The organism is Alphaproteobacteria bacterium (genome assembly GCA_019635875.1).
Lineage (GTDB): Bacteria > Pseudomonadota > Alphaproteobacteria > Reyranellales > Reyranellaceae > JAFAZJ01.
Genome location: JAHBYP010000002.1, coordinates 51,946 through 78,131 on the forward strand (window position 1 = coordinate 51,946; position 26,186 = coordinate 78,131).

The 26,186-nt window shown below is 68.8% G+C and carries 28 protein-coding genes; 9 read left to right on the forward strand and 19 right to left on the reverse strand.

What is annotated here, in order from left to right; translation table 11 throughout:
• Nucleotides 1–32: 32 nt before the first annotated feature.
• From KF889_06285 to KF889_06300, 4 genes are read right to left on the reverse strand one after another with little or no spacing between them, the layout of a single operon-like run.
• Nucleotides 33–902 (reverse strand): hypothetical protein, encoded by an 870-nt coding sequence (locus KF889_06285; protein MBX3499035.1) that lies wholly within the window; start codon nt 900–902, stop codon nt 33–35.
• Nucleotides 889–1,917 (reverse strand): NAD(P)-dependent oxidoreductase, encoded by a 1,029-nt coding sequence (locus KF889_06290; protein ID MBX3499036.1) that lies wholly within the window; start codon nt 1,915–1,917, stop codon nt 889–891. Before KF889_06290 ends, KF889_06285 begins: the two co-directional genes overlap by 14 nt.
• Nucleotides 1,914–3,344: a mandelate racemase gene (locus tag KF889_06295; GenBank protein MBX3499037.1), complete on the reverse strand. Its 1,431-nt coding sequence runs from the start codon at nt 3,342–3,344 to the stop codon at nt 1,914–1,916. Before KF889_06295 ends, KF889_06290 begins: the two co-directional genes overlap by 4 nt.
• Nucleotides 3,341–4,159 carry a sugar phosphate isomerase/epimerase gene (locus KF889_06300; GenBank protein MBX3499038.1) on the reverse strand — a complete coding sequence of 273 codons (819 nt, stop codon included), beginning with the start codon at nt 4,157–4,159 and terminating at the stop codon, nt 3,341–3,343. Before KF889_06300 ends, KF889_06295 begins: the two co-directional genes overlap by 4 nt.
• Nucleotides 4,160–4,213: 54 nt before the next feature.
• Here KF889_06300 and KF889_06305 point away from each other — a divergent pair, with 54 nt between their 5' ends.
• The 5 genes from KF889_06305 to KF889_06325 all read left to right on the forward strand — a co-directional run bounded on the left by KF889_06305 (nt 4,214) and on the right by KF889_06325 (nt 8,799).
• A complete protein-coding gene (locus KF889_06305) occupies nt 4,214–4,978 on the forward strand; it encodes an ABC transporter permease (GenBank protein MBX3499039.1) in 765 nt (254 codons plus the stop codon).
• Between the two features lie 25 nt (nt 4,979–5,003).
• Entirely contained in the window at nt 5,004–5,990 is a 987-nt protein-coding gene (locus tag KF889_06310; protein ID MBX3499040.1) for an ABC transporter substrate-binding protein, read from the forward strand.
• 196 nt (nt 5,991–6,186) lie between these two features.
• Nucleotides 6,187–6,960, forward strand: a complete 774-nt coding sequence (locus tag KF889_06315; protein MBX3499041.1) for an ABC transporter ATP-binding protein — start codon at nt 6,187–6,189, stop codon at nt 6,958–6,960.
• Nucleotides 6,961–7,040: 80 nt separating this feature from the next.
• Nucleotides 7,041–8,210, forward strand: a complete 1,170-nt coding sequence (locus tag KF889_06320; GenBank protein MBX3499042.1) for an aromatic ring-hydroxylating dioxygenase subunit alpha — start codon at nt 7,041–7,043, stop codon at nt 8,208–8,210.
• A gap of 37 nt (nt 8,211–8,247) precedes the next feature.
• Nucleotides 8,248–8,799 (forward strand): TetR/AcrR family transcriptional regulator, encoded by a 552-nt coding sequence (locus KF889_06325; GenBank protein MBX3499043.1) that lies wholly within the window; start codon nt 8,248–8,250, stop codon nt 8,797–8,799.
• Here KF889_06325 and KF889_06330 read toward each other — a convergent pair.
• Nucleotides 8,796–9,509, reverse strand: a complete 714-nt coding sequence (locus tag KF889_06330; protein ID MBX3499044.1) for a DUF1428 domain-containing protein — start codon at nt 9,507–9,509, stop codon at nt 8,796–8,798. The two genes, KF889_06325 and KF889_06330, sit on opposite strands and share 4 nt — an antisense overlap.
• A gap of 18 nt (nt 9,510–9,527) precedes the next feature.
• Entirely contained in the window at nt 9,528–10,205 is a 678-nt protein-coding gene (locus KF889_06335) for a glutathione S-transferase family protein (protein MBX3499045.1), read from the reverse strand.
• Nucleotides 10,206–10,260: 55 nt separating this feature from the next.
• On the opposite strand from KF889_06335, the gene KF889_06340 reads away from it, so the two are divergent.
• On the forward strand, nt 10,261–10,707 hold the full coding sequence (locus KF889_06340; GenBank protein ID MBX3499046.1) for a MarR family transcriptional regulator: 447 nt from the start codon (nt 10,261–10,263) through the stop codon (nt 10,705–10,707).
• A gap of 3 nt (nt 10,708–10,710) precedes the next feature.
• Here the strand turns inward: KF889_06340 and KF889_06345 are convergent, their stop codons facing one another.
• From KF889_06345 to KF889_06370, 6 genes are all read right to left on the reverse strand, one after another.
• The gene (locus KF889_06345; GenBank protein MBX3499047.1) at nt 10,711–11,091 is read right to left on the reverse strand and encodes a rhodanese-like domain-containing protein; all 381 of its coding nucleotides are present in this window, start codon (nt 11,089–11,091) and stop codon (nt 10,711–10,713) included.
• 11 nt (nt 11,092–11,102) lie between these two features.
• A complete protein-coding gene (locus tag KF889_06350) occupies nt 11,103–12,080 on the reverse strand; it encodes an isopenicillin N synthase family oxygenase (GenBank protein MBX3499048.1) in 978 nt (325 codons plus the stop codon).
• 309 nt (nt 12,081–12,389) lie between these two features.
• Nucleotides 12,390–14,393 carry a tripartite tricarboxylate transporter permease gene (locus KF889_06355; GenBank protein MBX3499049.1) on the reverse strand — a complete coding sequence of 668 codons (2,004 nt, stop codon included), beginning with the start codon at nt 14,391–14,393 and terminating at the stop codon, nt 12,390–12,392.
• Nucleotides 14,394–14,546: 153 nt separating this feature from the next.
• On the reverse strand, nt 14,547–15,635 hold the full coding sequence (locus tag KF889_06360; GenBank protein MBX3499050.1) for a tricarboxylate transporter: 1,089 nt from the start codon (nt 15,633–15,635) through the stop codon (nt 14,547–14,549).
• 210 nt (nt 15,636–15,845) lie between these two features.
• Nucleotides 15,846–16,721, reverse strand: a complete 876-nt coding sequence (gene yghU / locus KF889_06365; GenBank protein MBX3499051.1) for a glutathione-dependent disulfide-bond oxidoreductase — start codon at nt 16,719–16,721, stop codon at nt 15,846–15,848.
• 90 nt (nt 16,722–16,811) lie between these two features.
• Nucleotides 16,812–17,513, reverse strand: a complete 702-nt coding sequence (locus tag KF889_06370; GenBank protein MBX3499052.1) for a substrate-binding domain-containing protein — start codon at nt 17,511–17,513, stop codon at nt 16,812–16,814.
• Nucleotides 17,514–17,688: 175 nt separating this feature from the next.
• Here KF889_06370 and KF889_06375 point away from each other — a divergent pair, with 175 nt between their 5' ends.
• Together KF889_06375 and KF889_06380 are read left to right on the forward strand one after the other, a co-directional pair.
• Nucleotides 17,689–18,144 (forward strand): hypothetical protein, encoded by a 456-nt coding sequence (locus KF889_06375; GenBank protein MBX3499053.1) that lies wholly within the window; start codon nt 17,689–17,691, stop codon nt 18,142–18,144.
• Between the two features lie 166 nt (nt 18,145–18,310).
• The gene (locus tag KF889_06380) at nt 18,311–19,915 is read left to right on the forward strand and encodes a GMC family oxidoreductase (protein ID MBX3499054.1); all 1,605 of its coding nucleotides are present in this window, start codon (nt 18,311–18,313) and stop codon (nt 19,913–19,915) included.
• Nucleotides 19,916–20,293: 378 nt separating this feature from the next.
• On the opposite strand, the gene KF889_06385 is transcribed toward KF889_06380, so the two are convergent.
• Nucleotides 20,294–20,716: a hypothetical protein gene (locus tag KF889_06385; GenBank protein MBX3499055.1), complete on the reverse strand. Its 423-nt coding sequence runs from the start codon at nt 20,714–20,716 to the stop codon at nt 20,294–20,296.
• A 161-nt stretch (nt 20,717–20,877) separates the two neighbouring features.
• Here KF889_06385 and KF889_06390 point away from each other — a divergent pair, with 161 nt between their 5' ends.
• Nucleotides 20,878–21,030 (forward strand): hypothetical protein, encoded by a 153-nt coding sequence (locus tag KF889_06390; GenBank protein MBX3499056.1) that lies wholly within the window; start codon nt 20,878–20,880, stop codon nt 21,028–21,030.
• 158 nt (nt 21,031–21,188) lie between these two features.
• Here the strand turns inward: KF889_06390 and KF889_06395 are convergent, their stop codons facing one another.
• The 6 genes from KF889_06395 to ccoG form a co-directional block, all read right to left on the reverse strand.
• Nucleotides 21,189–21,407, reverse strand: a complete 219-nt coding sequence (locus tag KF889_06395; protein ID MBX3499057.1) for a hypothetical protein — start codon at nt 21,405–21,407, stop codon at nt 21,189–21,191.
• A complete protein-coding gene (locus KF889_06400; protein ID MBX3499058.1) occupies nt 21,404–21,592 on the reverse strand; it encodes a hypothetical protein in 189 nt (62 codons plus the stop codon). The genes KF889_06395 and KF889_06400 overlap by 4 nt, the downstream gene beginning before the upstream one ends.
• Nucleotides 21,576–21,743 carry a cbb3-type cytochrome oxidase assembly protein CcoS gene (ccoS, locus tag KF889_06405; GenBank protein MBX3499059.1) on the reverse strand — a complete coding sequence of 56 codons (168 nt, stop codon included), beginning with the start codon at nt 21,741–21,743 and terminating at the stop codon, nt 21,576–21,578. Before ccoS ends, KF889_06400 begins: the two co-directional genes overlap by 17 nt.
• Nucleotides 21,743–24,091 (reverse strand): cadmium-translocating P-type ATPase, encoded by a 2,349-nt coding sequence (gene cadA, locus KF889_06410; GenBank protein ID MBX3499060.1) that lies wholly within the window; start codon nt 24,089–24,091, stop codon nt 21,743–21,745. Before cadA ends, ccoS begins: the two co-directional genes overlap by 1 nt.
• Complete coding sequence (locus tag KF889_06415) at nt 24,088–24,516, reverse strand: FixH family protein (protein MBX3499061.1); 429 nt, start codon at nt 24,514–24,516, stop codon at nt 24,088–24,090. Before KF889_06415 ends, cadA begins: the two co-directional genes overlap by 4 nt.
• A 196-nt stretch (nt 24,517–24,712) precedes the next feature.
• Complete coding sequence (gene ccoG, locus KF889_06420; protein MBX3499062.1) at nt 24,713–26,176, reverse strand: cytochrome c oxidase accessory protein CcoG; 1,464 nt, start codon at nt 26,174–26,176, stop codon at nt 24,713–24,715.
• Nucleotides 26,177–26,186: the final 10 nt, after the last annotated feature.

Below are 26,186 nucleotides of genomic sequence, written 5' to 3' on the forward strand. Positions count from 1 at the left end.
TCCTTCGCTCCGCCCAGGACCACGACGTGTGCTCAACCCAACTCGGGCCCGGCCAGCGCGAAGACATAGGTCGGGTCATGCAGCCCCTTCGCCGTGCCCAGCGTCATCCGCATATAAGCACGCGGCGTCTGCCCGCCCTGCCCTTCGATCCAGGCGCGCATGTCTCGATGCACCTCAGGCACGTCGATGATGAACGGCCCCGCCGCCGAGGCCGCGACCTTCGATTTCAACGCCAGCGCGATCGGCTCGCTGTCGGCGATCACCGGGCCGATCGATGTCGCGACACGACCCTCGCGGCCCAGCGCATAGCCGGTGATCGCGCCCGATGGCGTCTGGGCGATCCAGGCGAGGCCGGGCTGGCGCAGCAGCAGATGCGCGATGATGGTGGGACGCTCCATACCGCTCAGCGACCGGTCGTAGGTCGCGAGCTTCGACAGGTCGGCGACGGTCGCGGGGCGGATCTCGATGCCCTGAGGCGGTGCCACCGGCGCGCCCCTGACGGCATCGAAGTGCCAGCGACGGATCGAATAGAGATCGTGGAAACCCAGCGGCAGATAGATCGGCCGGCCAAGCTCGGTCGCGTCGAGTCCGGCGACGGCACCCATGTCGCGCACATCGGCAATACAGCGCTTGAGCAGCCCGGTGCCGACGCCGCCGCGCCTGATTTCCCTCGTCACCAGCACCATGCTGATCCACGCCAGGCGCTGGCCCAGCGGCAGCACCAGCGAGCTCGCCTGCCATCTGCCGTCCGGCCCGATCAGGCCGAAGCCGCGGCCGGCGCCCAGCATGAATCGCCAGTCGGCGACGTTCTGGTTCCACCCGGCCTCGATCGACAGCGGCCACACCGCCTCGGCATGCTCGGCCTTAAGCGGCCGCACGTCGAGAAGGTCAGTACTTGCCATCGCGCACCTCGTAGTGCGTCGGCTTGTTGTGCGTGACCATGTCGCGCGACAGCCAGTCGGCATTCCACTCGATCATGGTCCGCAACGGCACGCTGGGCGGGCCGAACTCCTCGACCATGCGTGCCGCATTGTTGATCCAGCCGGTCGCCGCCGGCTTGCCGGTGAATAGCGGCGCCTTGCCCAGAAGCTTGCCGAACTCGGCCGCGACTTCGGCCACCGCAAAGGTTTCCGGGCCCGTGACGTTGATCGGCGAGGTCGGCGTCGTGGCATGCGCCAGGCAGCGCAGCGCCACCTCGTTGGCGTCGCCCTGCCAGATCACGTTGGCGTGGCCCATCGACAGGTCGATGATCTCGCCGTCGCGCACCTTGCGGCCGATGTCGTGCAGCACGCCGTAGCGCATGTCGATGGCGTAGTTCAGGCGGAACAGCCGGCCCGGCGTGCCGTGCCGCGCCGAGAAGTACGCGAACATGTGCTCGCGACCGGCGCAGGAATAAGCGTAGTCGCCCGGCGGCGGCACCGCCGGCGTGTCCTCGGTGGCACCGCCGCTCTCGACCGGCACGAAGGGATAGACGCAGCCGGTCGAGAAGACGGTGATGCGCGAGTCCTTGAACACCTCCGCCACCATCGCCGGCACCTGCACGTTCATCGCCCAGGTCAGCGGCACGTCGCCCGTGGCGCCGAACTTGCGTCCGGCCATGAACACGACGTTGGGCAGCCTGGGCAGCGTCTCCAGCGCGGCGCGGTCGAGCAGGTCGGCGGCGATCGCCTCGACACCGGCCTTCTCCAATGACTCGCGCACCCCTCTCTCACTGAAGCGCGCCACGCCGACCACGCGCCGATCGGGCGCCGCGCGCTTGGCAAGCCGAGCGAGCGTCGGGCCCATCTTGCCGGCGACGCCCAGCACCAGGATGTCGCCGGACGCCTTCGCCAAGTCGGCGATCAGCCGCGGCGAGGGCGTGGTCATGAAATCTTCCATCGCTTCGACGGTCTCGAAACGCTTCGGCAGGGTACTCATGCGGCGGCCTTCAGTTTCTCGCGAGGCGCCGGCGCCATCGGGCGCAGCGCGGTGAAATCGAGATCGGCGCCGACGGCGAAGCCGGCGCAGTTCAGCGAGCCGAGCGCGATCATGCCGCCTCTGGCGCGCAGTCGCGCGGGCCTGCCTGGCAGCTTCTCGTAAAGAAGCGGGTGTGCGGCGACAAAGGCGCTCTGCTCCGCCTCGGGCGCGCTCGACATGCCGTCGATGAAGTGATGCGCGTTGCGCTCGACATGGGTCATGCCCAGCAGCGAGACCAGCGCCAGGTCCTGCTGCACGCTCACACCCGGCTGCGTCGTCAGATCCTCGGCCGACATGAAGTGGCCCGGACCGAGCTTGGCCACACGCGCGGCGTTGAGGATCGACTTGTAGAAACCCTTGCAGTTCTTGCTCGACACGCCGGCATAGCCCAGCTCGAGCGCGCGCGGAAAGCTCGACAGCTCACCGTCGGATTCATCGATGATCACCGGGCGATACTTCGCCAGGGCCTCGACCGAGCGGCTGAGCGCGCTCTGGCGCTTGATCGGCTGCTCCATGAACAGCGTGCGCTGGACCATGTTGGCGAGCTTCGGCGCCTCCTCGACCTTGCGCCACAGCTCGACGATGCCCTCGACATCGTCGTACTGCTCGTTGCCGTCGAAGGTGACGCGGTAGTCGCCCGCGCCCCGGTCGAGCACCGCGGCGATGCGGGTGAGGCGATCGAGGTCGGCCGCGACATTGCCGCCGACCTTGAGCTTGTAGTAGCGGCCACCGTAATAGGCGACGACCTCCTCGAGCGTCTCCGGCAGCCCGTCATTGACGCGTTCCGACGCCGGACGGTCGGCGGCGGTCAGCGGATCGACCAGGCCCACGGTGTGGCGCAGCGCGATGCTGTCGGCGGGCTTCAGCCCGGCGAGGAAGCGCGCGAGATGGCCGGGGTCGATGTCGGGCGTGAGATCGGTCGCGGCGATGCCGGGGACATTGGCCGCGATCATGCTGGCGAAGGACTGGCCGACCGCCTTTCCCACCGCGTCGATGATCGCGCGGTCCAGCAGTGCGGGGCCGTAAGACGCGACCAGCGGATTGAGGCCCAGCGACTCGCCGCGCGCAATCTGCTGGCGATAGGAGTTGGCATAGAGGCCGAACGGCGTGTCCCAGCCGCGCGCCTGGTAGTGCTCGATGGCAATCTGCAGCGCCTGGCGCAGCTGATCGAGATTCTGCGCGTCGCTGAAGGCCGGGCTCTTCTCGAACCACTTCGCGCCCAGCGCCTCGGCGGCGACGCCTTCGCTGGTGCGGCCGTCCTCCAGCGCGATGCGCACGCGCAGGATCGCCTGCGTGCCTTCGGTCACGGTGATCACGCCGAAGCGGAACGGCAGACGCAGCCTATGATCGCGCTCAAAGCGGTCGGCGGCCTCCAGCTTCACTCTCACGACGCTTGCTCCATCAGCCCCCGTACGTAGCCGATCATGCGCGCCGCGCAGGTCGGCCCATCGGGCTCGTAGACGAACGGCTCCATGGCGACCCAGCCGGTATAGCCGGTGTCGTCCAGGGCGCGAAGCACTGGCGCGAATTTGTCGCTGCCCTGACCCGGGCCGCGGTGGTTGCGGTCGTTGAGCTGGATATGCGCCAGCAACCCCGTCGGCATCCAGCGGCGGATCGCGTCGGCCGGCGATTCGGGCTCCTCCCGCGACGCCGCGAGCGTGTCGATCATGGTGCGCAGCGCCGGATTGCCGTTGCGGCGCACGATCTCGGCGGCCTCGGCCAGTGTGTTGACGAGGTTGCAGTCCGGCCGCGCCAGCGGCTCGATGCAGTAGGTCACGCCGGCCTGTCCGGCCTCCGACGCGGCGATGCGCCAGGCTTCCTCGGCGCGCCTGGCGTCGTCAGGGCTGCCCGCACGACGCTGCGCCGGCGATCCGTGCACGAGATAGTCGCCGCCCAGTTCCGCGCACAGTTCGACCAGCGCGCGCAGGACATCGACGCTCCGCTGCCAGACCGTGCGATCCGAGGTTGTGATCGACAGCCCCGCGGGAGCCGCGAGCAGCCAGTGCAGGCCGCTGACGGCGATGCCGGCGTCGCGACAGGCATTGCGGATGTCGGCGCGTTGGCCGGCGGTCATGGCGTAGGCCTCGTCACCGAAGGTGAACGGCGCGACCTCGAGGCCTTCGTAGCCCAGCGCCCGCGCCAGCGCGCATTGGTGTGCGAAGGGCAGCTCGCGGATCACTTCGTTGCACAGCGACAGTTTCACGGAATATCATCACCTCCGCGCGGACGGGCGCATGATAGCAGAGAGATCGACGCGATGAGGCTGGACGCGATCGTGCGCCAGTACTGGCCGACAGTGGCGTTGTTCGCGCTGCTGCTGGCGCTGTGGCAGCTCGCCGTCACCGTATTGGAGATCCGCGCCTACCTGCTGCCGCCGCCAGCGCTGGTGTGGGATTCCCTGTGGCACGCCGACTTCTCGTGGTGGCCGCACCTGTGGGTCACCAGCCTGGAGATCATCGGCGCGTTCTTCATGGCGGCCATCGTCGGCGTGGCGCTGGGCACCGCCATCGCCTGGTCGCCGCTGATCGCCAACGCGCTGATGCCCTTCCTGGTCTTCGTCAACACGCTGCCCAAGGTGGCGATCGCGCCGCTGCTGCTGATCTGGATCGGCTACGGCATCATGCCCACCATGGTGATGGGCGCACTGATCGGCTTCTTTCCGGTGGTCATCAACACCGCCGTCGGCCTGTCGCAGGTCGAGACCGACATGCTCGATCTCGGCCGCGTCTTCTCGGCGCCGAAATGGAAGATCTTCCTGAAGATCCGCATCCCCAACGCGCTGCCCTACATCCTGAGCGCGCTCAAGATCACCGCGACGGCCGCGGTGGTCGGCGCCATTGTCGGCGAGTTCGTGGCCTCGCAGGCCGGGCTGGGCTACGTCATCGCCAATACGCAGAGCAGCATGAACACGGCGGTGGCGTTCGCTTCGCTGATCTGGATTTCGGCGATCGGCCTGGCGCTCTATGGTCTGGTGGTCCTGGCGGCGCGGCTGTGGGCGCCGTGGGCCGAAGGCGTCGAATGACCAGGCACAACGACGGAGAGGGAACATGCTGAGGATCGGATCGATCGCGCTGGCCGCGCTGCTGGCGATATCAGGCGCCGCGTCGGCGCAGGAGAAGTTCACCTTCGCGCTGAACTGGTTCGCGGTCGGCGACCACGCCGCCTACTGGGTGGCGCTGGAGAAGGGCTACTACAAGGCCAAGGGCCTCGACGTGACGCTCGAGAACTCCAAGGGCTCGGGCGACTCGATCGCCAAGGTCGATACCGGCCGCGCCGACGCCGGCCTGGCCGACGCCGCCGTGGTGATCGCCTCGCGCGCCCGCGGCACGACGGTGCAGGTGGTGGGCATGGTGTTCGACAAGACGCCGCTCAACATCTTCAGCCTGGCCAGCAGCCCGCTGAAGACGCCGAAGGACCTCGAGGGCAAGAAGCTGGGCGCGCCGCCGGGCGACAGCCAGCGCCAGATGTTCCCGGCCTTCGCCAAGCTCACCAAGATCGACGCCAGCAAGGTCGCGTGGGTCAACATCGAGCCGGCCGCCAAGATCGCCGCCGTCGCCGAGAAGCGCATGGACGGCGTCGGCGACTACTCGACCGGCCTGCCGCTCTACGAGAAGGCCGCCGGCAAGGGCAACGTGGTGATGATGAACTGGGCCGATTTCGGCTTCGACATGTACTCGATGTCGATCATGGCCAGCGCCAAGACGATGAAGGACCGGCCCAAGGTGCTGAAGGACTTCCTCGAGGCCTCGTACCAGGGCTGGCGCGACGTGATCGCCGATCCCAAGGCGGCGATGGAGATCTTCAAGAAGCGCGTGCCCGAGGTCGATGTCGAGCTGATGACGCCGAACATGCTGCTGGGCATCGCCCTGATGAAGACCGAGCGCTACGCCAAGGGCGGCATCGGCGCGATCGACGAGAAGAAGATGTGCGACTCGGTCGAGCTGGTGAACACCTACATGGGCCTGCCCAAGAAGGTCGAGTGCAAGGACGTGTACAACACGTCGTTCTTCACCAAGGTCGAGATGCCGAAGTGATGCTCTGTTCTACCTTCGCCCGCTGGCGGAGGAAGGTGCCCGAAGGGCGGAAGGGGGTGGCGGCATCGCGTCCAGTCTCGATGATGGGAGTCGTTGCGCCAGCCACTCCCATCCGGCGCTTCGCGCCACCTTCCCCCGCCGGCGGGGGAAGGTAGGAGTGATGTCGGGTTCGTTGATCTGCCTGCAGCATGTCGGCATGACCTATGAGGCGGCGAGCGGTCCCGTCGAGGCTCTCGCCGGCATCTCCCTGCGCGTGGGTGCGGGCGAGTTCGTCTCGCTGGTCGGCCCCTCGGGCTGCGGCAAATCCACCCTCCTGCGCATCATCGCCGGCCTGCGACCGGCGACACAGGGCGTCGTCAATGTCACCGGCAGAACGGTGACGCGGCCGATCCCCGATATCGGCATGGTCTTCCAGGCGCCGATCCTGCTGAAGTGGCGCTCGATCCTGCAGAACGTGCTGCTGCCCGCCGAGCTCGCCGGCCGCGATGCCGGCAAGCTGCGCAAGCGCGCGCTGGATCTGCTCGACATGGCCGGCCTGGCCGGCTTCGCCGAGAAGCTGCCGCGCGAGCTCTCCGGTGGCATGCAGCAGCGCGCCGCGCTCTGCCGCGCGCTGCTGCTCGATCCGCCGCTGCTGCTGATGGACGAGCCCTTCGGCGCGCTCGACGCCATGACGCGCGACGACATGGCGCTCGAGCTCTTGCGCATCTGGGGCGAGACGAGCGGCGGAACCGGCGGCGCGCGCAAGACGGTGCTCTTCGTCACCCACTCGATCGCCGAGGCGGTGTTCCTGTCGGACCGCATCGTGGTGATCACGCCGCGCCCCGGCCGCGTCGCCGCCGACATCGCCGTCGACCTGCCGCGCCCGCGTACCGTCGAGCTGCGTGCCTCGGAGGCGTTCGGCCGGCTGAACCTCGAGGTCTTCCGCGCCTTGACCGGCCGTGCACAGGCCACGGCGGCAGGATCGCCGTAGGGTCTGATACGGTGCCGTATTGCATCGCGCCGGCTTTCTGATACGATACCGTATCAGCGTCCGGAACCCGCGAGGACACCATGCGCAAGCCGGAACAGATCGCGCTGCTTGAGCGCCTGCTGTCGTTCGCCGAGACGCGCACGACCTATATGGCCGAGGCGCCCTACCGCAATCCGGTGTCGACCTACACCGACCCCGAGCTGCTGCGGCGCGAGCAGCAGGAGCTGTTCCGCCGCCGACCCCTGCTGATCGGCTTCTCCTCGGAATGGACAACGCCCGGCGACTACAAGGCCGAGAATCACAGCGGCGTGCCGATCCTGGTGGTGCGCGGTCGCGACGGCAGGCTGCGCGCCTTCCTCAATGTCTGCCGGCACCGCGGCGCCAAGGTGGTCGATGGCTGCGGCAGCGCGCGGCTCTTCGCCTGCCCGTATCACGCCTGGAGCTATGACCTGGCCGGTCGGCTGATCAACATCCCGGAGGAGCGTGGCTTCCCGGGCGTCAAGGCCGAGCGGCCGTCGCTGACTGAGCTGCCGCTCAGCGAGAAGCACGGCATGGTCTGGGTGATCGCCACGCCCGACGAGGCGGGGGCCAATGACTTCGACATCGACCGCTGGCTGGGCGCCGAGCTGGCCGACGAGCTGGAGGCCTACGGCTTCGCTGACTGGCCGCACTACCAGAGCACGGTGCTGCACGAGAAGATGAACTGGAAGCTGGCGATCGACACCTTCCACGAGGGCTATCACATCGCCGCCCTGCACCGGAAGACGATCGCGCCGCTGTTCACCGGCGCCACCGATTTCAAGGCGTTCGGCCCGCACCTGCGCTGGTCGATCGCGCGCTCGAAGATCGGCCGCCTGCGCGAGCAGCCGCGAAGCGAGTGGGATGCGATCTGGAACACCGCGACGGTCTACACCATGTTGCCCAACGCGGTGCTGGTCATGAACGGCGATCACGTCGAGCTGTGGCGCATGTTCCCCAGCGAGGACCGCGTTGACCACAGCGTCGTGACGCTGTCCTTCTACATCCCGCGGCCGGTGGCCGGCGAGGAGGAGAAGCGGCATTGGGACGCCAATGTCGAGCTCACCCTGCGCTTCGTGCGCGAGGAGGATTTCCCCACCGGCACGGGCATCCAGGCCGGCTTCCTGTCCGGCGCGCAGAGCCACACCGTGTTCGGCCAGAACGAGCCGGCCCTGATCCACTACCACCGCTCGCTGCGCCAGGCGATGGAACGCAAGCTGGCGGCTGAATAGCCTCCAATCAGGTCGCGCCCTGTGGGATAAGGGCGCGATGAGCGACGTAGACGCATCGCAGGACTGGGTGGCGGCCGGGCTGGGCGAGCTGGCGCGCGGCGGCATCGACGGGGTCAGGGTCGAGGTCCTGGCGGCGCGGCTGGGTGTCACCAAGGGCGGCTTCTATCGCCGCTACAAGGACCGCCGCGCCCTGCTCGAGGCGATCCTCGCGACCTGGCGCGATGGCCGCCTCGACTCGCTGGCGCGCCATGTCGAGCTCGGCAACACGCCGGCTGAGCGCCTGCACGGGCTGGTCGAGCGATACAGCGAGCGGGCCAATGCCGAAGGCATGGCGATCGAGCTGGCGATCCGCCAATGGGCGCGCGCCGACCCCACGGCGGCGGCGGCCGTGCACGAGGTCGACGACGCGCGCCTGAGGACCGTGGAGCAGCTCTACCGCGGGCTGGGCCTGCCGGCTGCGGAAGCCGAGGCGCGCGCCGTGCTGTTCTACACCTTCGTCTTCGGCCAGGGCCTGCTCGGCATCGGCAGCTCGCCGCGCAAGCGCGCGCAGCTGATCGATGCCTGCGCCAGGGCCCTGATCGAGTCCTAGGCGTCGAGCAGCGGCGCGAAGCCGCCGTAGATCATGCGCTTGCCGTCGAAGGGCATATCGCCCATCGCCTTCATGCGCGGATCCTCCATGACCTTCTTCCAGGCCGCGTCGCGCGCCTGCTTCGAGGGCCACTCGATCCAGCTGTAGACCACCTGCTCGTCGGACGTGGCCTTCACCGCGCCCTTGAAGTCGGTGACCTTGCCGTCGGGCACGTCGTCGCCCCAGGCGTCGACGACACGCACGGCGCCGTACTCCTTGAAGACCGCGCCCATCTTCGCCGCCATCGCCCGGTAGGCGTCCTTCTTGCCCGCGGGCACCGGGATCAGGCTGCCGTCGATATAGCCCGCCTTGCCGCCGCTGCCCTGGTCGGAGATCGGCGCGAAGCCGCCATAGATCATGCGCTGGCCGTCGAATGGCATCTCGCCCAGTTCGTGCATGCGCGGATCGGCCATCATCTTCTCGTGCGCGGCGTCGCGCACAGTCTTGTCGGGATACTCCAGCCAGGCGAAGACCACGACCTCGTCGGGCCTGGCTTTCACCGCGCCCTTGAAGTCGGTGAGCTTGCCGTCGGGCACGTCGTCGCCCCAGGCCTCGACCTGGCGCGTCGCACCGTACTCCTTGAACAGCGGCAGCGCCTGCGCGGCGTGCTGGCGATAGGCCTCCTTCTTGTCGGCCGGGACGGCGGCGACGAAGCCCATGATGTAGGTCATGACTCTACCCTCCTCTGATCAAGCGGCGGCGGCTGGCTGGTGTGCCTTGAATGCGGCGATCTGCGCGTCGAGCGCGCGCTGGAAGGCCGGCCGCGCCTCGCAGCGCGCCTGATAGCGCGCGAGATTTGGAAAGCCGGCGACGATGTCGGTGTGGCGCAGGATGCGCAGCATCGTCGTCATCATCAGGTCGCCGGCGGTGAAGCGTTCCTCGAGATGGTCGCGCTCGCCCAGCCAGGCCGACAGGCGGCCAAGTCGCGTGCGCACGTTCTGCTCCGCGCCGGGACGCCGCGCCTTGGCCCACTCGGCGTCGCGATGGAAGAAGTCGAGACCGGCCAGTTCCATGATCATCGGCTCGATGCTGTTGAGCGAGGCGATCACCCACGCGGTGGTGCGCGCCCGTCCCGCCGGATCGCGCGGCATCAGCGCCTCGCTGCGCTCGGCGATGTGCAGCACGATGGCGCCGGTCTCGAACAGATGGATGTCGCCGTCGTTGAGGATCGGCACCTGGCCGAAGGGCTGCTCGCGGAGGTACTCCTTGGGCCGCTCGCTGAAGGCGTCGAGCAGGCGCACGCGATAGGCGAGCCCCGCCTCCTCCAGCGCCCAGCGAACGCGCAGGTCGCGCACCAGCCCATGCGCGAACTCGGGCACCCATTTGTAGGCGCTGATCTCGATGGCGGCGTTGGGGTCGACGGGCATCACACGCTCCTCGGGTGCTCTTGACGAGATAGGTTGATATCAACATACTTCTCGCATGTCAAAGGCGCCGGCGATCTCCTACGACACCACCGAGCACGTTCGCGATCACTGCCTGTGCCTGCAAACGCAGCGCACGGCGCGGACGCTGGCGCGTCGCTTCGACGCGGCGCTGAAGCCGCTCGATCTCACCAATGGACAGTTCTCGCTGATGATGTCGCTGAACCGTCCCGCGCCGGCGAGCATCGGCGACGTCGCCGCGCTGCTGGCGATGGACCGCACCACGCTCACCGCCGCGCTCAAGCCGCTGCAGCGCCGCGGTCTGGTCGTGGTGGCCGAGGACAAGGCCGACCGGCGCAGCCGCAGGCTCGGCCTGACGCGCGCCGGGCTGGCGCTGCTCGAGCGCGCCCTGCCGATCTGGCGCCGCGAGCACGGCCTGCTCGACCGGCTGATCGCCGGCAGGGATCCCGGCGACCTGCGCACGGCGCTGCGCGCGCTTGCCTGAGGCTCAGGCCGGCGGATCGACCTGGCCGCCGGCGTCAAGCCAGCCCTTGAAGCCGCCGAGATTGCGCACGTTGTCGTAGCCCATCTCCTTCAGCGTATGGCCGACCAGCGCCGAGCGGCCGCCCGAGGCGCAATAGGCCACCACCGTCTTGGCGCGGTCGAACGCGGCGTCGTGCAGCGGCGAGGCGGGATCGGCGCGGAACTCGACCAGGCCGCGCGGCACGGCCAGCGCGCCCGCCACCTTGCCCGAGGTCGCGACCTCGGCCGGCTCTCGCACATCGAGGAACAGCACGTCGGGCCGGCCGACCAGGCCCTTGGCCTCCTCCGGGCTGATGCGTGGCACGACGGCGTCGGCCGCTGCTATCATTTGCTGCACTGTCTTCATCGCCCTCTCCTCTACCCGGCCGCTCTCAGCACGTCGTAGCTCTGCCGCTGATAGGCCGTCATGTAGTCGGTGTAGTACGTCGTCGGATACCTCGGCGGCCGGTCGGGTCCGACGGTGGTCGGAACGGCAGCAATCGGCCAGTCGATATTGGCGTCGCAGAAGAACACCACGGCATAGCGCTCAGCCCCGCTGCGGTTGATCGCGCGGTGCGGCGTGGCGAGGAAATGATCGTTGGTCCAGCGCTGCAGGAACTGCCCGCCATTGACCACGAAGGCGTCCTCGATCGCCGGCGCCTCGATCCACTCCCCGCCTTGCGTGCGGATCGACAGGCCGGGCACGTCGTTGGGCGCCAGCAGAGTGAGAAAGCTGGTGTCGGTGTGCGGCGCGATACCGAAATCGTCCGGATCGTCGGCCGGCTGCGGCGGATAGTGCGTCAGCCGCAGCTTGTACTGGCAGTCGCGGAACGGCTCGTCGAAATAGCGCGCCGGCAGCTCGAGGGCGCGGGCATAGAGCGGCACCAGGCGCTGCACCAGGCGCTCCATGGTGTCGGCATAGCAAACGATAGTCTCGCGGAAGCCCGGCAGGTCGGCCGGCCAGCGATTGGCGCCGCGAAACCGCCGGTCGGCCAGCACGTCGGGGTGGTCGGCCGGCAGGTCGCGGGCGACGAACAGCGCCTCGTTGAGGTTGGGCCGGGTCACCTTCTGCACCGTCGAGGTCCGCAAGGTGTCGCCCCTCAGCGGCAGGTAGCCGGTGCTGTGCCGGTCCATCGCGATTGCTATCTTTTTCTCTGGTGGCTGCGCATGGAAGCGCGCCACCTCGGCGAACACGGCGCGGATCTGCTCGCGCGGCACGCCGTGGCCGACGATGTAATAGAAGCCGATCTCGGTCAGCGCGTGGCGGATCCGCCGCGCCGCCGCCTCCTGCGCGCCGGGCTCGCCGGCCAGGTACGGGCCGAGATCGACCACGGGGATGGTGTCGGTGCTCGCCATCGCCGCAGCCTAGGCGCAAAACGCCGACAGCGCCATTTCCGCCCCTGGGATGGGCGGATCGCTATGGTTTGCTATGTTCAAATGAGATTGCAATGGGGCGTCCGATCGTTGTGGCACAGCGATCGGACCACAAGAGCGCGCCGCCCGCCACTTCCACCCCTAGGGATGTCGACGGTTGCCGAAAAGCCAGTCAGGTCATGGGCTTGAGGCCAAGGAGACGAAGAAAAAGTCGCGCACAGGGTGTGGGGCACCCTCTCTCCAACCCTCCCCCAGGGTGTTGGCATGTGCGGATTGCCACCGCCGGCAGCCTCACCGAAGCGGCCAGGGCAGTCGATAGTGGCTCTGCAGCAGGCCGGCCGGAAAGTCGAGAACCAGAAAATATCCGAGAGTGGCCAGGAAGCCGACAGCGAGCACCGTGTAGATCACCGCTGCAAGCGGCCCGGTCCGAGCCCGCAGGAGAAGATAGGCGAGCATGAACAGCGTCAGTGCGATGATGAACCCGAGCAGCGCTGTCATGACTAGGAGCGAGCCGAGCCAAGCGACCGACGGCCATGCCGAGGGCACGGACGCAGGATCGTAGGCCGCAGTCTGCTCGAGGTCGGCGTTGGCCGAGCCTTCGCGCGGGCCCTTCCACAGCGCCCAGATGAGATAGGCGGCAAACGGTAGCGTAACGGCCGCCATGCCGCCCGGAAACACGCCCCCGAGCAGCGATTGCCGGTTGGCATCGTAGAGAGCGTAAGCGATGAAGGCGAGGACGAGCGCGGTAAAGGCGATCTGTGGGAGCCGATTGGCAGGGTAGGGTATCGAGCGGCCCTCGGTCTTAGTCTTGCCGGCGGACGGCGATATGGCGCCGTCCTCCGATACCCGCTGGCGCGTCGCGGTCCAGATCGAGATGGCGGCCAGGATGCAGATGATCACCACGCCGGGGCGGGTGACAAATCCCCAGCCATAGAACTGCACTGCCTGGTAGAGATAGGTCTCTGACTGGCTCGCGAGCACGAACCCTACCAGGAACGCCGGCCGCGCCCATCCGAAGCGGCGCATGTAGATCCCGAGCATTCCGATTGCGAACAGCAGCGCCAGATCGATAAGGCTGCGCCGCGCCTGGAATGCCGCAAACGAGATCGCCATGATCATCGCCGGTGCCACGTAATGGAACGGCACCAGCGTGAGCCGCGCGATCGGCGCCGCCAGCAGGAAGCAGATGCCGGCGCCGATGACGCTCGCCAGCGCCAGCGTCCAGGCGATGGTGTAGGTGAGATGCAGTTCGGTCGACACCAGCGACGGGCCCGGTTGCAGGCCGATCAGCGCCATGCCACCCAGGAACACGGCCATGCTGCCCGAGCCGGGAATGCCGAACAGCAGCGTCGGCATCAAGGCGCCGCCCTGCAGCGCATTGTTGGCCGATTCGGGTGCGATCACGCCTCTGACGTCACCTTGACCGAACTGCGGATCCTTGCGCGTCGACTGCACGGCATGACCGTAGGCGATCCAGTCGACGACGCCGCCGCCGAGGCCCGGGATCGCGCCGATGATGGTGCCGAGTGCCGAGCAGCGGATGACCAAGAACCAGTGGCGCAGCGTGTCGCCGAGCCCTGCCAGCCAGCCGCTGCCGAGCCGCGCATCGCCGGCAATCGGGCGGGCGCGACGCATGAGGTCGACGAGCTCTGGAATCGCAAAAAGGCCGAGGCCGACGATCACCAGCGGAACGCCGTCCTGCAGATACTCGACGCCGAGCGTGAGCCGCATCTCGCCCGTCGCCGGCGCTGCGCCGATCGCCCCGACCAGGAGGCCAAGCCCGCATGCCGCAATGCCGCGCGGGATCGAGCGGCCAGCGAGCACGCCCACCACCGACAGGCCGAGAATCGCCAGCATGAACAGCTCGGCGGTGCTGAAGGCGAGGATGACCGGCTTCGCAATCACGACGAAGCCGGTGAGCGTTACGGCACCGAACACGCCGCCGAGCAGCGAGGCCGAGAACGCGGCGCTCAGCGCACGCGCGGCCTCCCCGCGCCTGGCCATCGGGAAGCCGTCGAGAACGGTGGCCTGACTAGCCGATGAGCCGGGAATCCCCATCAGCACCGAGGTGAACGTGTCGCCGGTCGGAATAACGGCCACCAGGCCAACCAGCATGGCAAGCGCACTGACCGGGTCCATGCCGTGGATGAAGGGGATCAGCAGCGCCATGCCGGCGATGCCGCCGAGGCCGGGCAGAATCCCGACCATCAGGCCAACGGCAACGCCCAGCATCATGTAGGCGAGATGCTCGACAGTGAGGAGATTGGCGAGCGCGGTCCCTAGCGACTCGATCATGGCGATGCCCCCGGATGCGCTCGCGCGCATGTCAGCCCAATCGAGCGTTGACGCGGAGAAAGCGGGCGGCGTCCGGTCATGTGCAAGGCGAACGGCACGCCCTTCCGGCGGCGACCGTCGATCGCCGCCTGGCGGGGAGTGCGCTGCGCTGGCTCAGTCGCCGAACTTCACTTTGTACTCGTTGACCAGGAGATCGCGCACGAGCTTCCGCGCATCGGGCGAGATGGTGGTGGCGATCTTGTAGAGCTTCTCGCCGGCATCGTCGGTGAGCTGCTCGTATTCACCGATCGCGGCATTGCGCTTGGCGAGATACTCGGGATCCTTCACGATCTTGCGCACCGCTGCGCGGTAGGCCTCGACGATGTTGTCGGGCGTGCCCTTCGGCAGCACCATCGGCTTCTGAGCGGCGAAGCCGGCATAGAGGAACGCCTGGAATGCATCCCACTCCGGGCCCGATGGCTTCTTGCCCTGCACGATCTCGATCGCCTCGGCGATGTGCGGGAGGTCCGGGAAGGTCGGATCGCGCACCAGATTGCCTTTGTCGTCGAGCGCGCCCCACGAGAAGAGCGGCACCGCCTTGCCCTCCTTGACCAGCGGCACCGAGGTCTTCAGGTACGCCGACGAGGTCTGGTAGTCGATGGTCGCCTCGCCGCGCTCGAACGCGAGGCGTCCCTCGCCGCGGCCCTTCATGCCGAACACGTGGCGGACGTCGAGGCCGAGCATGCGGAAGCCGAGCAGTGGCACCAGATCGAGGGAGGTGGCGCCCTGGCTGCCGTAGACGAGCTGCGTGCCTTTGATCTTCGGAAGGTCAGCAACCGACTTCACGCCGAACTTGGAGCTGATATAGGCGACGCCGCCTGTCGGGCCGACCAGGACCATGCGCCAGTCCTTGTAGTCGTACTTCACCCGCGCGTCGCCGAGCAGGAAGGGGAACTGAGTCGAGCCCGACGTGCCCATGATCGTCAGCCCGTCCGGCCGCGCCGAGGCAGCGAAGCGGTTGGCGCCGGTGATGGAGCCGCCGCCGGGCTCGTTCTTCACGACCACGGTCGGATTTCCGGGCAGGTGGCGTGACAGGAAGGGCGCGAGGAAGCGCGCCCATATGTCGGACCCGCCGCCGGTACTGAACGGGATCACGAGCTCGATCGTCTTGCCGGCGAAGCCCTGCGCGCTCGCCGGCGCGGCGAGCGCAGGGATCGCGAAGGGCACGGTCGCCAGCAGCTTGAGTGTGGCTCGACGGTGCATGGGCTCCTCCCTTTGGATTGTTTGCCTTTGGATTGTTTGATCGTATCCCTGTCGCCCAGTGCACGACCATCTTGCTCAGCTATAATACAGTCAAGCAAATTAGCTTCGGCTCTTCCGGGATTGTTCCGCCGGATTGGTCAGCTCCCTTCCGGCTGACCGTCCGTGAATCACACAGGATTCCACTTGTGAATCCCGAGTCGAGGACAGGCCCTAGCTCGCCGCCGCGGCGAGCTTGTCCTGGGTCCGGGTGTCGAAGTCGCTGGCGTCGTGGCGCTCGTGCAGCTGGGCGGCCGGGTCGCCCTGCAGACGGTTGACGATGCGGCCGCGCTTCACGGCCGGGCGCTGGGCGATCTCGTCGGCCCAGCGGACGACGTTCTTGTATTCGTGCACTGCCAGGAACTCGCCGGCGCCGTAGATCGCGCCCTTGGCCAGGGCGCCGTACCACGGCCAGACCGCGATGTCGGCGATGGTGTAGTCGTTGCCGCCGAGGTACCGACTCTCGGCCAGCCTTCGGTCGAGCACGTCGAGCTGGCGCTTCGCCTCCATGGCGAAGCGGTCGATGGCGTATTCGATCTTGATCGGCGCATAGGCGTAGAAATGCCCGAAGCCGCCGCCGAGATAGGGCGCGCTGCCCATCTGCCAGAACAGCCACGACAGGCACTCCGCGCGCGCGGCCGTCTCGGTCGGCAGCAGCGCGTTGCCGAATTTCTCGGCGAGGTAGACCAGGATCGCGCCGCTCTCGAAGACGCGGATCGGCTTGGGCCCGGAGCGATCGAGCAGCGCCGGGATCTTGGAGTTGGGATTGATGGCGACAAAGCCGCTGCCGAACTGCTCGCCCTGGCCGATCCGGATCAGCCAGGCGTCGTACTCGGCGCCCTTGTGCCCGAGCGCCAGCAGCTCCTCGAGCATGATGGTGACCTTCTGGCCATTGGGCGTGCCCAGCGAATAGAGCTGCAGCGGATGCTTGCCGACCGGCAGCTCCTTGTCATGCGTGGCGCCGGCGATCGGCCGGTTGATGTTGGCGAACTGCCCGCCGTTCTCCTTGTTCCAGGCCCAGACCTTGGGTGGGGTGTATTCGCTGCTCATGTGGGGGACTCCTCGAGGTTGCGGCGACGCTGCCACCGCAGGATGGGTCGTTCAAGACAGGAATCCTTGAGCACGCCGCAGGCGCGCTCATCACGCGGGATCCAGCCCCCGCTCACGAAAAAGTGCCGCCGTGGAGGGCGCGGCGAGCCGATCGATCAGCGCTTTCGCCGTGGCAACCCGCTCACTTGCCGCCTCGATGCCGGCGACGAAGGTCGTGACCATGTGCAGCTCGCCGGGCAAGGTGCCGAGGATCTCGACGCCTGCGACCTCCAGCAGCTCGGGCTTCTGCTGCACGGCGAGATCGACCGCGCCGCTCACCAGCAGGTGACCGACAAGCCCGGCGGCCGGCGGGAATGTCGTCTTGGCATTGATTTCCACGGCGATACCGAGCCGCTCGATCAGCTGCGCGAAATAGATGCCGCTGGCGCCGCCGGCCGCCGGGTCGGTGTAGGCGATCGCGCGCGCCGCCAGCAGCGTGCGCTTCAGCGCCTCGACCGTCGAGATGTCGGGCCGCGGCGCGCCGGCACGGATCGCCAGCGCCGTGGCCGAGCTCGCCAGCGTGACTTCGGAGCCCGCGAGCACGCGGCCCGCGCGGGCCATTGTGTCCATGCCGGCGCGATTGAGGATCAGCACGTCGGCGCGCTCGCCGGCCTGCAGGCGCTTCACCAGGGCGGGCGCGGTGTTCCAGGCGATGTCGAGGCGCACGCCGTTTTGCGCCTCGAAGCCCGGCACCAGCGCCTCGAGCACCCCACGCACCGCGATGCTGCTGAAGACCTTGAGGTCACGAGTCATGGCTTCTCCTGTCATTCCGAGCGCAGCAAGGAATCTCATTGGGACCGCTGGCGTCTCGCCGGCATCTCCATGAGCCGGCGGGACGCCGGCGGTCCCAGGAAGACGTCCTGGATTCCTCGCTGCGCTCGGAATGACAGGGAGATTAGGATACGACAGCGGGCCTTGGGGAGTTCCAATGGGTGACACGGTAGACGCTGCCTTCTCCGACGCGGAGACCCGCGCCTTGCGCGACATCGCCGGCACGATGGTTCCGGCCGATGCCGCGCTCGGCGTGCCCGGTGCCGACGATCCGGCGATCATGGCGGACATCGTGAAGTCGCTGGGCCGCGATCTCGCGCATGTGCGCGAGGCGGTGGCGGCGATCGGCGCCAAGGCCGGCGGCAACTTTGTCGCCATGGACGTCGACAGCCGCGAGGCGCTGCTGAGCGACTACATCGCCAGCGGTGGCGCCGCTGGCGCCGCCCTCGCCCGCGCGGTACTGCAGTGCTACTACCGCGACGATCGCGTGCTGATCTCGCTCGGCATGGAGCCGCGCGCGCCCTTCCCCAAGGGCCATGTGCTGGAACAGGGCGACTGGTCGCTGCTCGACCCCGTGCGCCGGCGCGCGCCGTTCTGGCGTAAGGATCGGTGATGTTGCACTGGTTTGACCTGACCTTCCCTTCCCCCGGAGGGGGAAGGTGGCGCGGAGCGACGGAAGGGGGATGCCTCAACAGCATCGGTGTCCGGCTTCGACATCCCCCTTCCGCCCTGCGGGCACCTTCCCCCTCCGGGGGAAGGGAAGTCCGGAGCGCAAGGTGATGGCCGACAACGAGCGCGTCGATGTCCTGATCATCGGCTCAGGTGCCTCGGGCGCCGCCGTGGCATGGAGTCTCGCCGAGACGAAGATGCGCATCCTCTGCCTCGAGCAGGGCGACTGGGTGAAGTCGACCGACCTCCCCGCCCATGGCCGCGACTGGGAGGCGCGGCGCTTCGGCGATTTCGACATCAGCCCCAACCGGCGGGGGCGTGACACCGACTATCCGGTCAACGACGACAATTCGGTGATGAAAGTCGCCAACTTCAACGGCGTCGGCGGCGGCACGGTGATCTACACGGCGCACTGGCCGCGCATGCATCCCTCGGACTTCAGGGTGCGCTCGCTCGACGGCGTGGCCGACGACTGGCCGATCGACTACTGGGCGCTGGAGAAGTTCTACGACGAGAACGACCGCATGATGGGCGTCTCGGGGCTGGCCGGCGATCCCGGCGTGCCGCCGCGCCATCCGCCGATGCCGCCGCTGCCGTTGGGCCGCACCGCCACGCACTATGCGAAGGCGATGAACCGGCTGCGCTGGCACTGGTGGCCCTCCGACACCACCATCGCCACGCAGCCCTACGAGGGCCGCGCCCAGTGCATCAACCTCGGCCACTGCACGCCGGGCTGCGCCCAGGGCGCCAAGGCCAGCACCGACATCACCTACTGGCCGCTGGCGATCCGCTCGGGCGTCGAGCTGCGCACGCGCTGCCGCGTGCGGGAGATCACCACCGACGAGCACGGCATGGCATCAGGCGCGATCTACTACGATGCCGAGGGCAAGGAGCGCTTCCAGCCGGCCGAGGTCGTGATCCTGGCCTGCAACGGCATCGGCACGCCGCGCCTGCTGCTGAACTCGGCCTCCACGCGCTTTCCCAACGGGCTCGCCAACTCCAGCGGCCTGGTCGGCCGCAACCTGATGCTGCATCCCTGGCCGATCGTCTCCGGCTATGTCGCGGACGAGCTCGACGGCGGACGTGCGCCGATCACCTCGCTGTGGAGCAAGCAGTTCTACGAGACTGACGCCAGCCGCGACTTCGTGCGCGGCTACACGCTGCAGTTCGGCCGCGGCACCGGCCCGGCGACCGAGGCGATCACCAGCGCTGCCAGCGGCCGCCTGCCCTGGGGACGCGATCATCACCGCGTCTATCGCGGCCTGCTGAACCACCGCGTGGCGATCGGCGTGGCCTGCGAGGACCTGCCCGAGGCGCACAACCGCGTCACGCTCGACCCCGTGCTGAAGGACAGCCACGGCATCCCCGCGCCGCGCATCGACTACACGCTGAGCGACAACACGCGCCGCATGATGGAGCACGGCATCGCGAGCGCGGAGGAGATCCTGACCACCGCCGGCGCGACGCGGCTTTATGCGTCACGCACGGTGCTGAACAGCCCGGGCCACCTGCTGGGCACGTGCCGCATGGGCGACGACCCCGAGCGCTCGGTGGTGAATGCGTGGGGGCGGTGCCACGACGTGAAGAACCTGTTCATCGTCGACGGCAGCATCTGGGTCACGGGCGGCGGCGTGAACCCGACATCGACGATCCAGGCGCTGGCGCTGTACGTGGCGGATCAGATGAAGCAAAGATTGGCGACGTTGTTTGATTGAGCATTCTGGCAGCGGCTTAGGGCTTCGCCCTATCGTCACGCCTGCCGATGCAACCGATCCTCGGAGGCAAGCCCGACATTCACCTTATCATCGTCCTCAATACTCGTGTCTCTCCTCAGGCAGCTTGTAAGCATGGCTAAGGAAGTGCTTACGCGCTGATGTCACAATGGAGCCGACAGCACGACAAGCAATGGATCGCCGACACTGCGCAACGCGCGTGTCCAAGCGACCACCTACCCCGCTCAAACCTGCTGTATAGCTATTTTACCCAAGTATAGCCGATCACAGATATAAAAGCCGATAAACTCGAACCATGGATCGAGCCGTCTGCCGGGAGGGAGTCGGGAACTGATCTGCCATCGGCGATTCTTGGTGTTCTCACCGTTCGCCCGCGTACCTCAAGCTCTCATCCCGAACCCCCATCACCCGCGCCGTGACCAGCGGCGCCAGCGCCAGCACCGCCATCCCCACCAGCATCAGCCCGCCTCGGCGCGGGTCGTAGTCGGCGAAGACCCGCTCGAAGCTGCCGTCGATGAAGGCGCGGCTGACGGCGGCGTCGAAGGTGAAGGTCAGCGCCGCCCACAGCGCGCCAATGCCCAGCAACCAGCGCGTGGTTTCCACCCGCATCCAGCGAATGCTGGCGACGGTGATGGCGATCACCAGCAGCGAGCCGACGGCGACGCCGACCTGGTGCGTGACCCGGTCGCCGAACGCCACCTCGAGGAAGAGCTCGCGCAGCAGGCCGCTCACGGATTCGGCGGCCATGATCATGAGCCAGACGGCGATGGGGCGGAGGTTCACCGGGATTCTCCCGAACGGCGATGGCGGCAGTCTCGTCCGCGCGGCGCGCCGCCGCCTTGCGCCGGATCAATCGGCGCAATCCGCCGCAAAATTGATCGACATCAAGGCCGGCGCGGCGCGGCGGGCGCATCTTGCGGACGTCAACCGAGAGGTTCCGTTCGATGTCCGCTGGAGAGTATGCCTACCTTGCCCTGGTGATCGGCAGCTTCCTCGTCTTCGCCGCCGCGGTGATCTGGCTGCGCGCCGATTACGTGAAGTTCCGCGATGGCCGCCTGCCGTCCACGGCGCGCCTCCAGGTGCAGATGGCCGAGTAGACGCAGCCCTCGTCGATCGCGGCGCACCACCGTCGGCGACGATGGCGGTGCGCGTTCGCGTTTCTCTGTCATTCCGAGCGCAGCGAGGAACCCAGGCTGATTGCCCGGATTCCTCGCTGCGCTCGGAATGACAGGGTTTGCGTCGGCGGTAACGAGGGCTATGGCCGCATGAAGGCCATCGGTTCGTCGTCGTCGAGGTTCTCGGCGCTGGCGGTGAGCTCGGCGGCGATGTCGGCGTTGGAGCGGCCGACGCTGCGGAAGGCGCGGATCGCCTCGGCGACCAGCGCGCGGCCCACGACATCGGCGCCGATCGACCTGGCCTGCGCCTCGGCGAGCGCCGCCTGGGCGTGCTTCGCGGCGATCTGGTAGGCGCTCATCGGCCGGCCTCGCCGCGGTCGAAATGCCGCTTCACCAGGAAGAAGTCGAAGGCGACGCCGAAGACCACCAGGCCGAAGCCGAAGAAGCCCATCGGGAAGTCGATCGCCCTGGCCCACAGCACCAGGCCGATCAGCGCCATCGCGGTCGCCAGGATGGCGAAGACCCATTCAGACACGTCGTCCATTGTTCCCTCCACGCGGTTCGTCGAACAGGATGCGCGCGCTGTCGCCGTCAGGGTCGTCGAACTGGCCGCTCTGCAGCGACCACAGGAAGGCGCCCAGCCCGAGACAGCCCAGCAGCAGCGCGATCGGCAGCAGCCAGAACAGGATGTCCATCACGCGCCTCGCTTCGTCGTCCGCAGGCGAAGCGCGTTGGCGATCACCAGCACGGAGGAGCTCGACATCGCCAGCGCCGCGAGCGGCGGCGTCAGCAGCCCGGCCATCGCGACCGGCACGGCGACAGTGTTGTAGAGGATGGCCAGCGCCACATTGCGCTGCATCAAGCGGGCGGCGCCTTTCGCCAGGTCGAGCGTCTCGACCACGGGCATCAGCGCCTCGCCCTGGAAGATCGCGTCGGAGGCCGCCGAGGCGACGTCGGCCGCCTCGCCCGGCGACATCGAGGCGCGCGCCGCCGCCAGCGCCGGCGCGTCGTTGATGCCGTCGCCGACCATCAGCGGCTTGCGGCCGGCGGCGACCAGCTGGGCGATGCGCGCCAGCTTGGCGTCGGGCGACAGGCCGGCCTGCCAGCGCTCGATGCCGACCGCTTCGGCGATGCGGCGCACCGCCGGCGCGCGATCGCCCGACAGCAGCATCACCTCGAGCCCGCGCGCCTTCAGCGCCGCCACGCAGGCGGCGGCATCACCGCGCAGCACGTCGTCGAAGGCGAAGCGCACCGGCGCCTCGTTCGGCCGCGCCAGCCACAGTTCCATCGCGTCGGACTCGGCGTCCTCGGCCACGCCGCAGAAGCGCCGCGAGCCCAGGCGCAGCGCGCCGCACCTCAGGCCCTCGCCCGGATGCTCCTGCGTGCCGGGCAACGGCCTGGCATCAGGCGCCGCCGCGACCAGCGCGCGCGCCAGCGGATGGCGCGAGGCGACCGCCAGCCGCGCCGCCTGCCGCAGCGCGTCGTCGGACCGCGCCGGATCGTCGAGCAGCACCGGCTTGCCGCAAGTCAGCGTGCCGGTCTTGTCGAAGACCACGAGGTCGATATCGCCCAGCCGCTCCAGCGCCGTGGGCGAGACAGTGAGCACGCCCAGCCGCGCCAGCCTGCCGATCGCCACCGTCGCCACCGTCGGCTGCGCCAGCGCCAGTGCGCAGGGGCAGGTGACGATCAGCACCGAGACGGCGGTCACCAGCGCCATGCGCGCGCCTTCGTCGCCCAGCAGCCACCAGGCGAGGAAGGTGGCGAGCGCCAGCAGATGGACGACGGGCGTGTAGAGCCGCGCCACGCGGTCGGCCAGCGCGACGAAGCGCGAGCGCCCCTGCTCCGCCGCCTCGAGCAGCCGCGCGATGCGCGACAACAGGGTGTCCTCGCCCACGGCGGTGACGGCGAGTCTGAGCGGCGCGCCGACATTCATCGCCCCGCCATGCGCCAGCGCGCCGGGCTCCAGGGTGAGCGGCCGGCTCTCGCCGCTGACGAAGCTGTTGTCGATCAGCGCCGGCGCGTCGAGCACGATGCCGTCGGCGGCCAGGCGTTCGCCCGACGCGACGCTCAGCACGTCGCCGGCCTTCAGCTCGGCCGGCGTGACGTGGCTCAGCGTGCCGTCGGCGCGCTCGATGGTCGCCACCGAGCCGGCCAGGCTGAGCAGATGCGCCGCGGCGGAGCGGGCGCGGCCGCGCGCGCGACGCTCGGCGTAGCGGCCGATCAGCAGGAAGAACACCAGCATGGTGGCCGATTCGAAATAGGCGTGCGGGCCCGAGCGCATGGTCTCGGCCAGGCTGATGCCCAGGGTCAGGGCCACGCCGACGACCACCGGCAGATCCATGCTGCCGCGTCCCTGCCGCAACGCCGCCCAGGCCGAGACGACGAAGGGCCGCAGCGCATAGGCCATCGCCGGAATGGCGATCGAGGCCGAGACGTAGTGCAGCAGGTCGCGCGTGGCGCCCAGCGCGCCGGACCACACCGAGACGCTGAGCAGCATGATGTTGGCGGCGGCGAAGCCGGCCACCGCCATGCGCCGCAGCAGATCGCGCTCCTCCTCGTCGCCCAGCCGGCGCGCCGCCTGCGGCGTGAAGGGGGCGACGCGATAGCCCAGGCCAGCGACCAGATCGGCGAAGCCCGCGCCCAGCGCGGCCGGGCCGCGCCAGCCGATGCGCAGCCGCCGCGTCGTGGCGTTGAGCCGGGCCTCGGTGACGCGCTGATCGCGCGCCAGCGCATGCTCGATCAGCCACAGGCAAGCGGCGCAGCGCAGCCCGTCGACCGCCAGGTCGAGGCTGCAGGCGCCGTCGGCCTCGCGCACATAGGGCGTCGGATCGGTGGTCCCGGCCAGCGCCGGCCGCTCGCCGTCCGGCCGCTGTGGACGCAGGGCATAGTACTGGTCCAGTCCGAGCCGGCCGACGAGATCGTAGGCCGCGGCGCAGCCGGCGCAGCAGAAGCGCTCGCCCGCCGGCGTGCGGCCGCCGCAATGCACGCACAGCGCATCGTCGGTTGCGCGCGCGGCGCCAGGCAGGTCGAGCGCCAGGCTCATCGCACGATCACGCGGCGGGTGGCGCGAAAGACGTGGCCGGCCGGATCGCGCGCCGTCACCGTGACATCCCAGGCGCCGCGCGCCTCCGGTGCGAAGCTGCCGGCGAACTGCGTCGCGCCCGCAGGCGCAAGCGGCAGCGCCACGGTCGCCAGCCGTCCGACCGGCCGGTCGGCAATGGCATCGACCTTAAGGCCTTCGATCGCCCGGCCCCGCGCATCGGCGAAGCGCACCACGATGCGGCCGGCGCCGACGTCGTGGCGCACGTCGAGCGTCCAGCCCAGCGCGTCCTGCGCCTCCGTGCGCGCGATCTCCGCGCCATAGCCGCGGCCACGCTCGTAGGAATTCTTCACCACGAGGCCGGGGAAGGTGCGCAGCGCGAAGAGCAGCAGCACCATATTGACCACGATCACCAGCCCCAGCCCCATCGGAAACAGCCAGGGGATGATCGAGCGCTTCCTACCCTCCCCCGGAGTGGGAAGGTGACGCGAAGCGCCGGATGGGGGATGTCGAAGACGGTCGCCAATGTCGTTGAGGCATCCCCCATCCGTCACGCCTTCGGCGTGCCACCTTCCCCCTCCGGGGGAAGGTATGCGCGAACTGGCAACGTTCATCACCTGCTCCTCAGCGCGCCGGGCCGATGAAGACGGTGTCGCGGCGCGCCACGAGCCGGCCCTGGGCGTCGAGCACGCGGAAGGTCACGCCGCGGCTGGCCGGGCCGGACGCCGCGCGCGGCGCCTTGAGGAACAGCGGCACGGTCTCGACCGAGTCGGGCTTCGCCTGCACCGTGAGCGCGCCGTTCTGCGCCTCGCCCTGGGCCGGCCGCAGCACCAGCCCGGCGAAGCCCGTGGCCTCGATGCGGAAGCTCGCCGCCCGGCGCTCCTTGTTGAGGATCTTCACGGTGTAGCCGTTGCGCACCGAGCCGTCGGCCAACAGCACGAATTGCGGCATGCGATCGCGCAGCACGTTGACCTCGACGGTCGTGCGCAGCGCCAGCGCCACGACCATGACCGTCGCGACGACCGCCAGCAGCGCGGCGTAGAGGATGGTCCGCGGGCGCACGAAGCGGTAGCGGCCCGGCCTGCCCTGAGCGCGCTCGGCCTCGTAGGCGACGCTGGTCCAGGCGATCAGGTTGGGCGCGCGATCGACCTTGCCCATGATCTCGTTGCAGGCGTCGATGCACAGGCCGCAGCCAATGCACTGGATCTGCAGGCCGTCGCGGATGTCGATGCCGGTGGGACAGACGTAGACGCAGGCCTTGCAGTCGATGCAGTCGCCAGTGCCGGGCGCCGGCGCGACACCCTTGCGGATCGGCCCGCGCTGCTCGCCGCGCCAGGCGCGATAGGTCACGGCGGCGCTGTGCTCGTCGAGCATCGCCGCCTGGAAGCGCGGCCATGGGCACATGTAGGTGCAGACCTGCTCGCGCGCCCAGCCGGCCAGCACATAGGTCGTGGCGGTGAACAGGCCGACGAAGAAATAGACGCCCGTCGTCGATTCGCCGCGGAAGAATTCGCGCACCACGGTGGGCGCGTCGTCGAAGTACAGCACCCAGGCGCCGCCGGTGGCGGCGGCGATCAGCAGCCAGGCCGCGTGCGTGGCGCCCTTCAGCGCGATCTTGCGCACGCCCCACGACGCCTTGTCGAGACGGATGCGCGCGCTGCGGTCGCCCTGGATCCAGCGCTCGACCAGCATGAAGAGGTCGGTCCACACCGTCTGCGGGCAGGCGTAGCCGCACCAGACGCGCCCGAACAGGCTGGTGACGAAGAACAGCCCGACCGCGGCCAGCACCAGCAGGCCGGTGATGTAGTAGACCTCCTGCGGCCAGATCTCGATGTCGAAGAAGTAGGCGCGCGGCCCCGACATGTCGATCAGCAGCGCCTGGTCGGGCGCACCGGGCCCGCGATCCCAGCGCAGCCAGGCGCCGCCGTAGTAGACGCTGAGGCAGGCGACCAGGATCGCCCACTTCACGCGCCGCCACGTGCCGCTGATGCGCTTGGGATAGACCTTCACCCTGTCGGCGTAAAGCGGGCCGGGCGCCGACTGGTTGGTCGGCGCGGCCTCGCGTTCGCGGGACGACAGGCTCTTCATGGCCACGGCC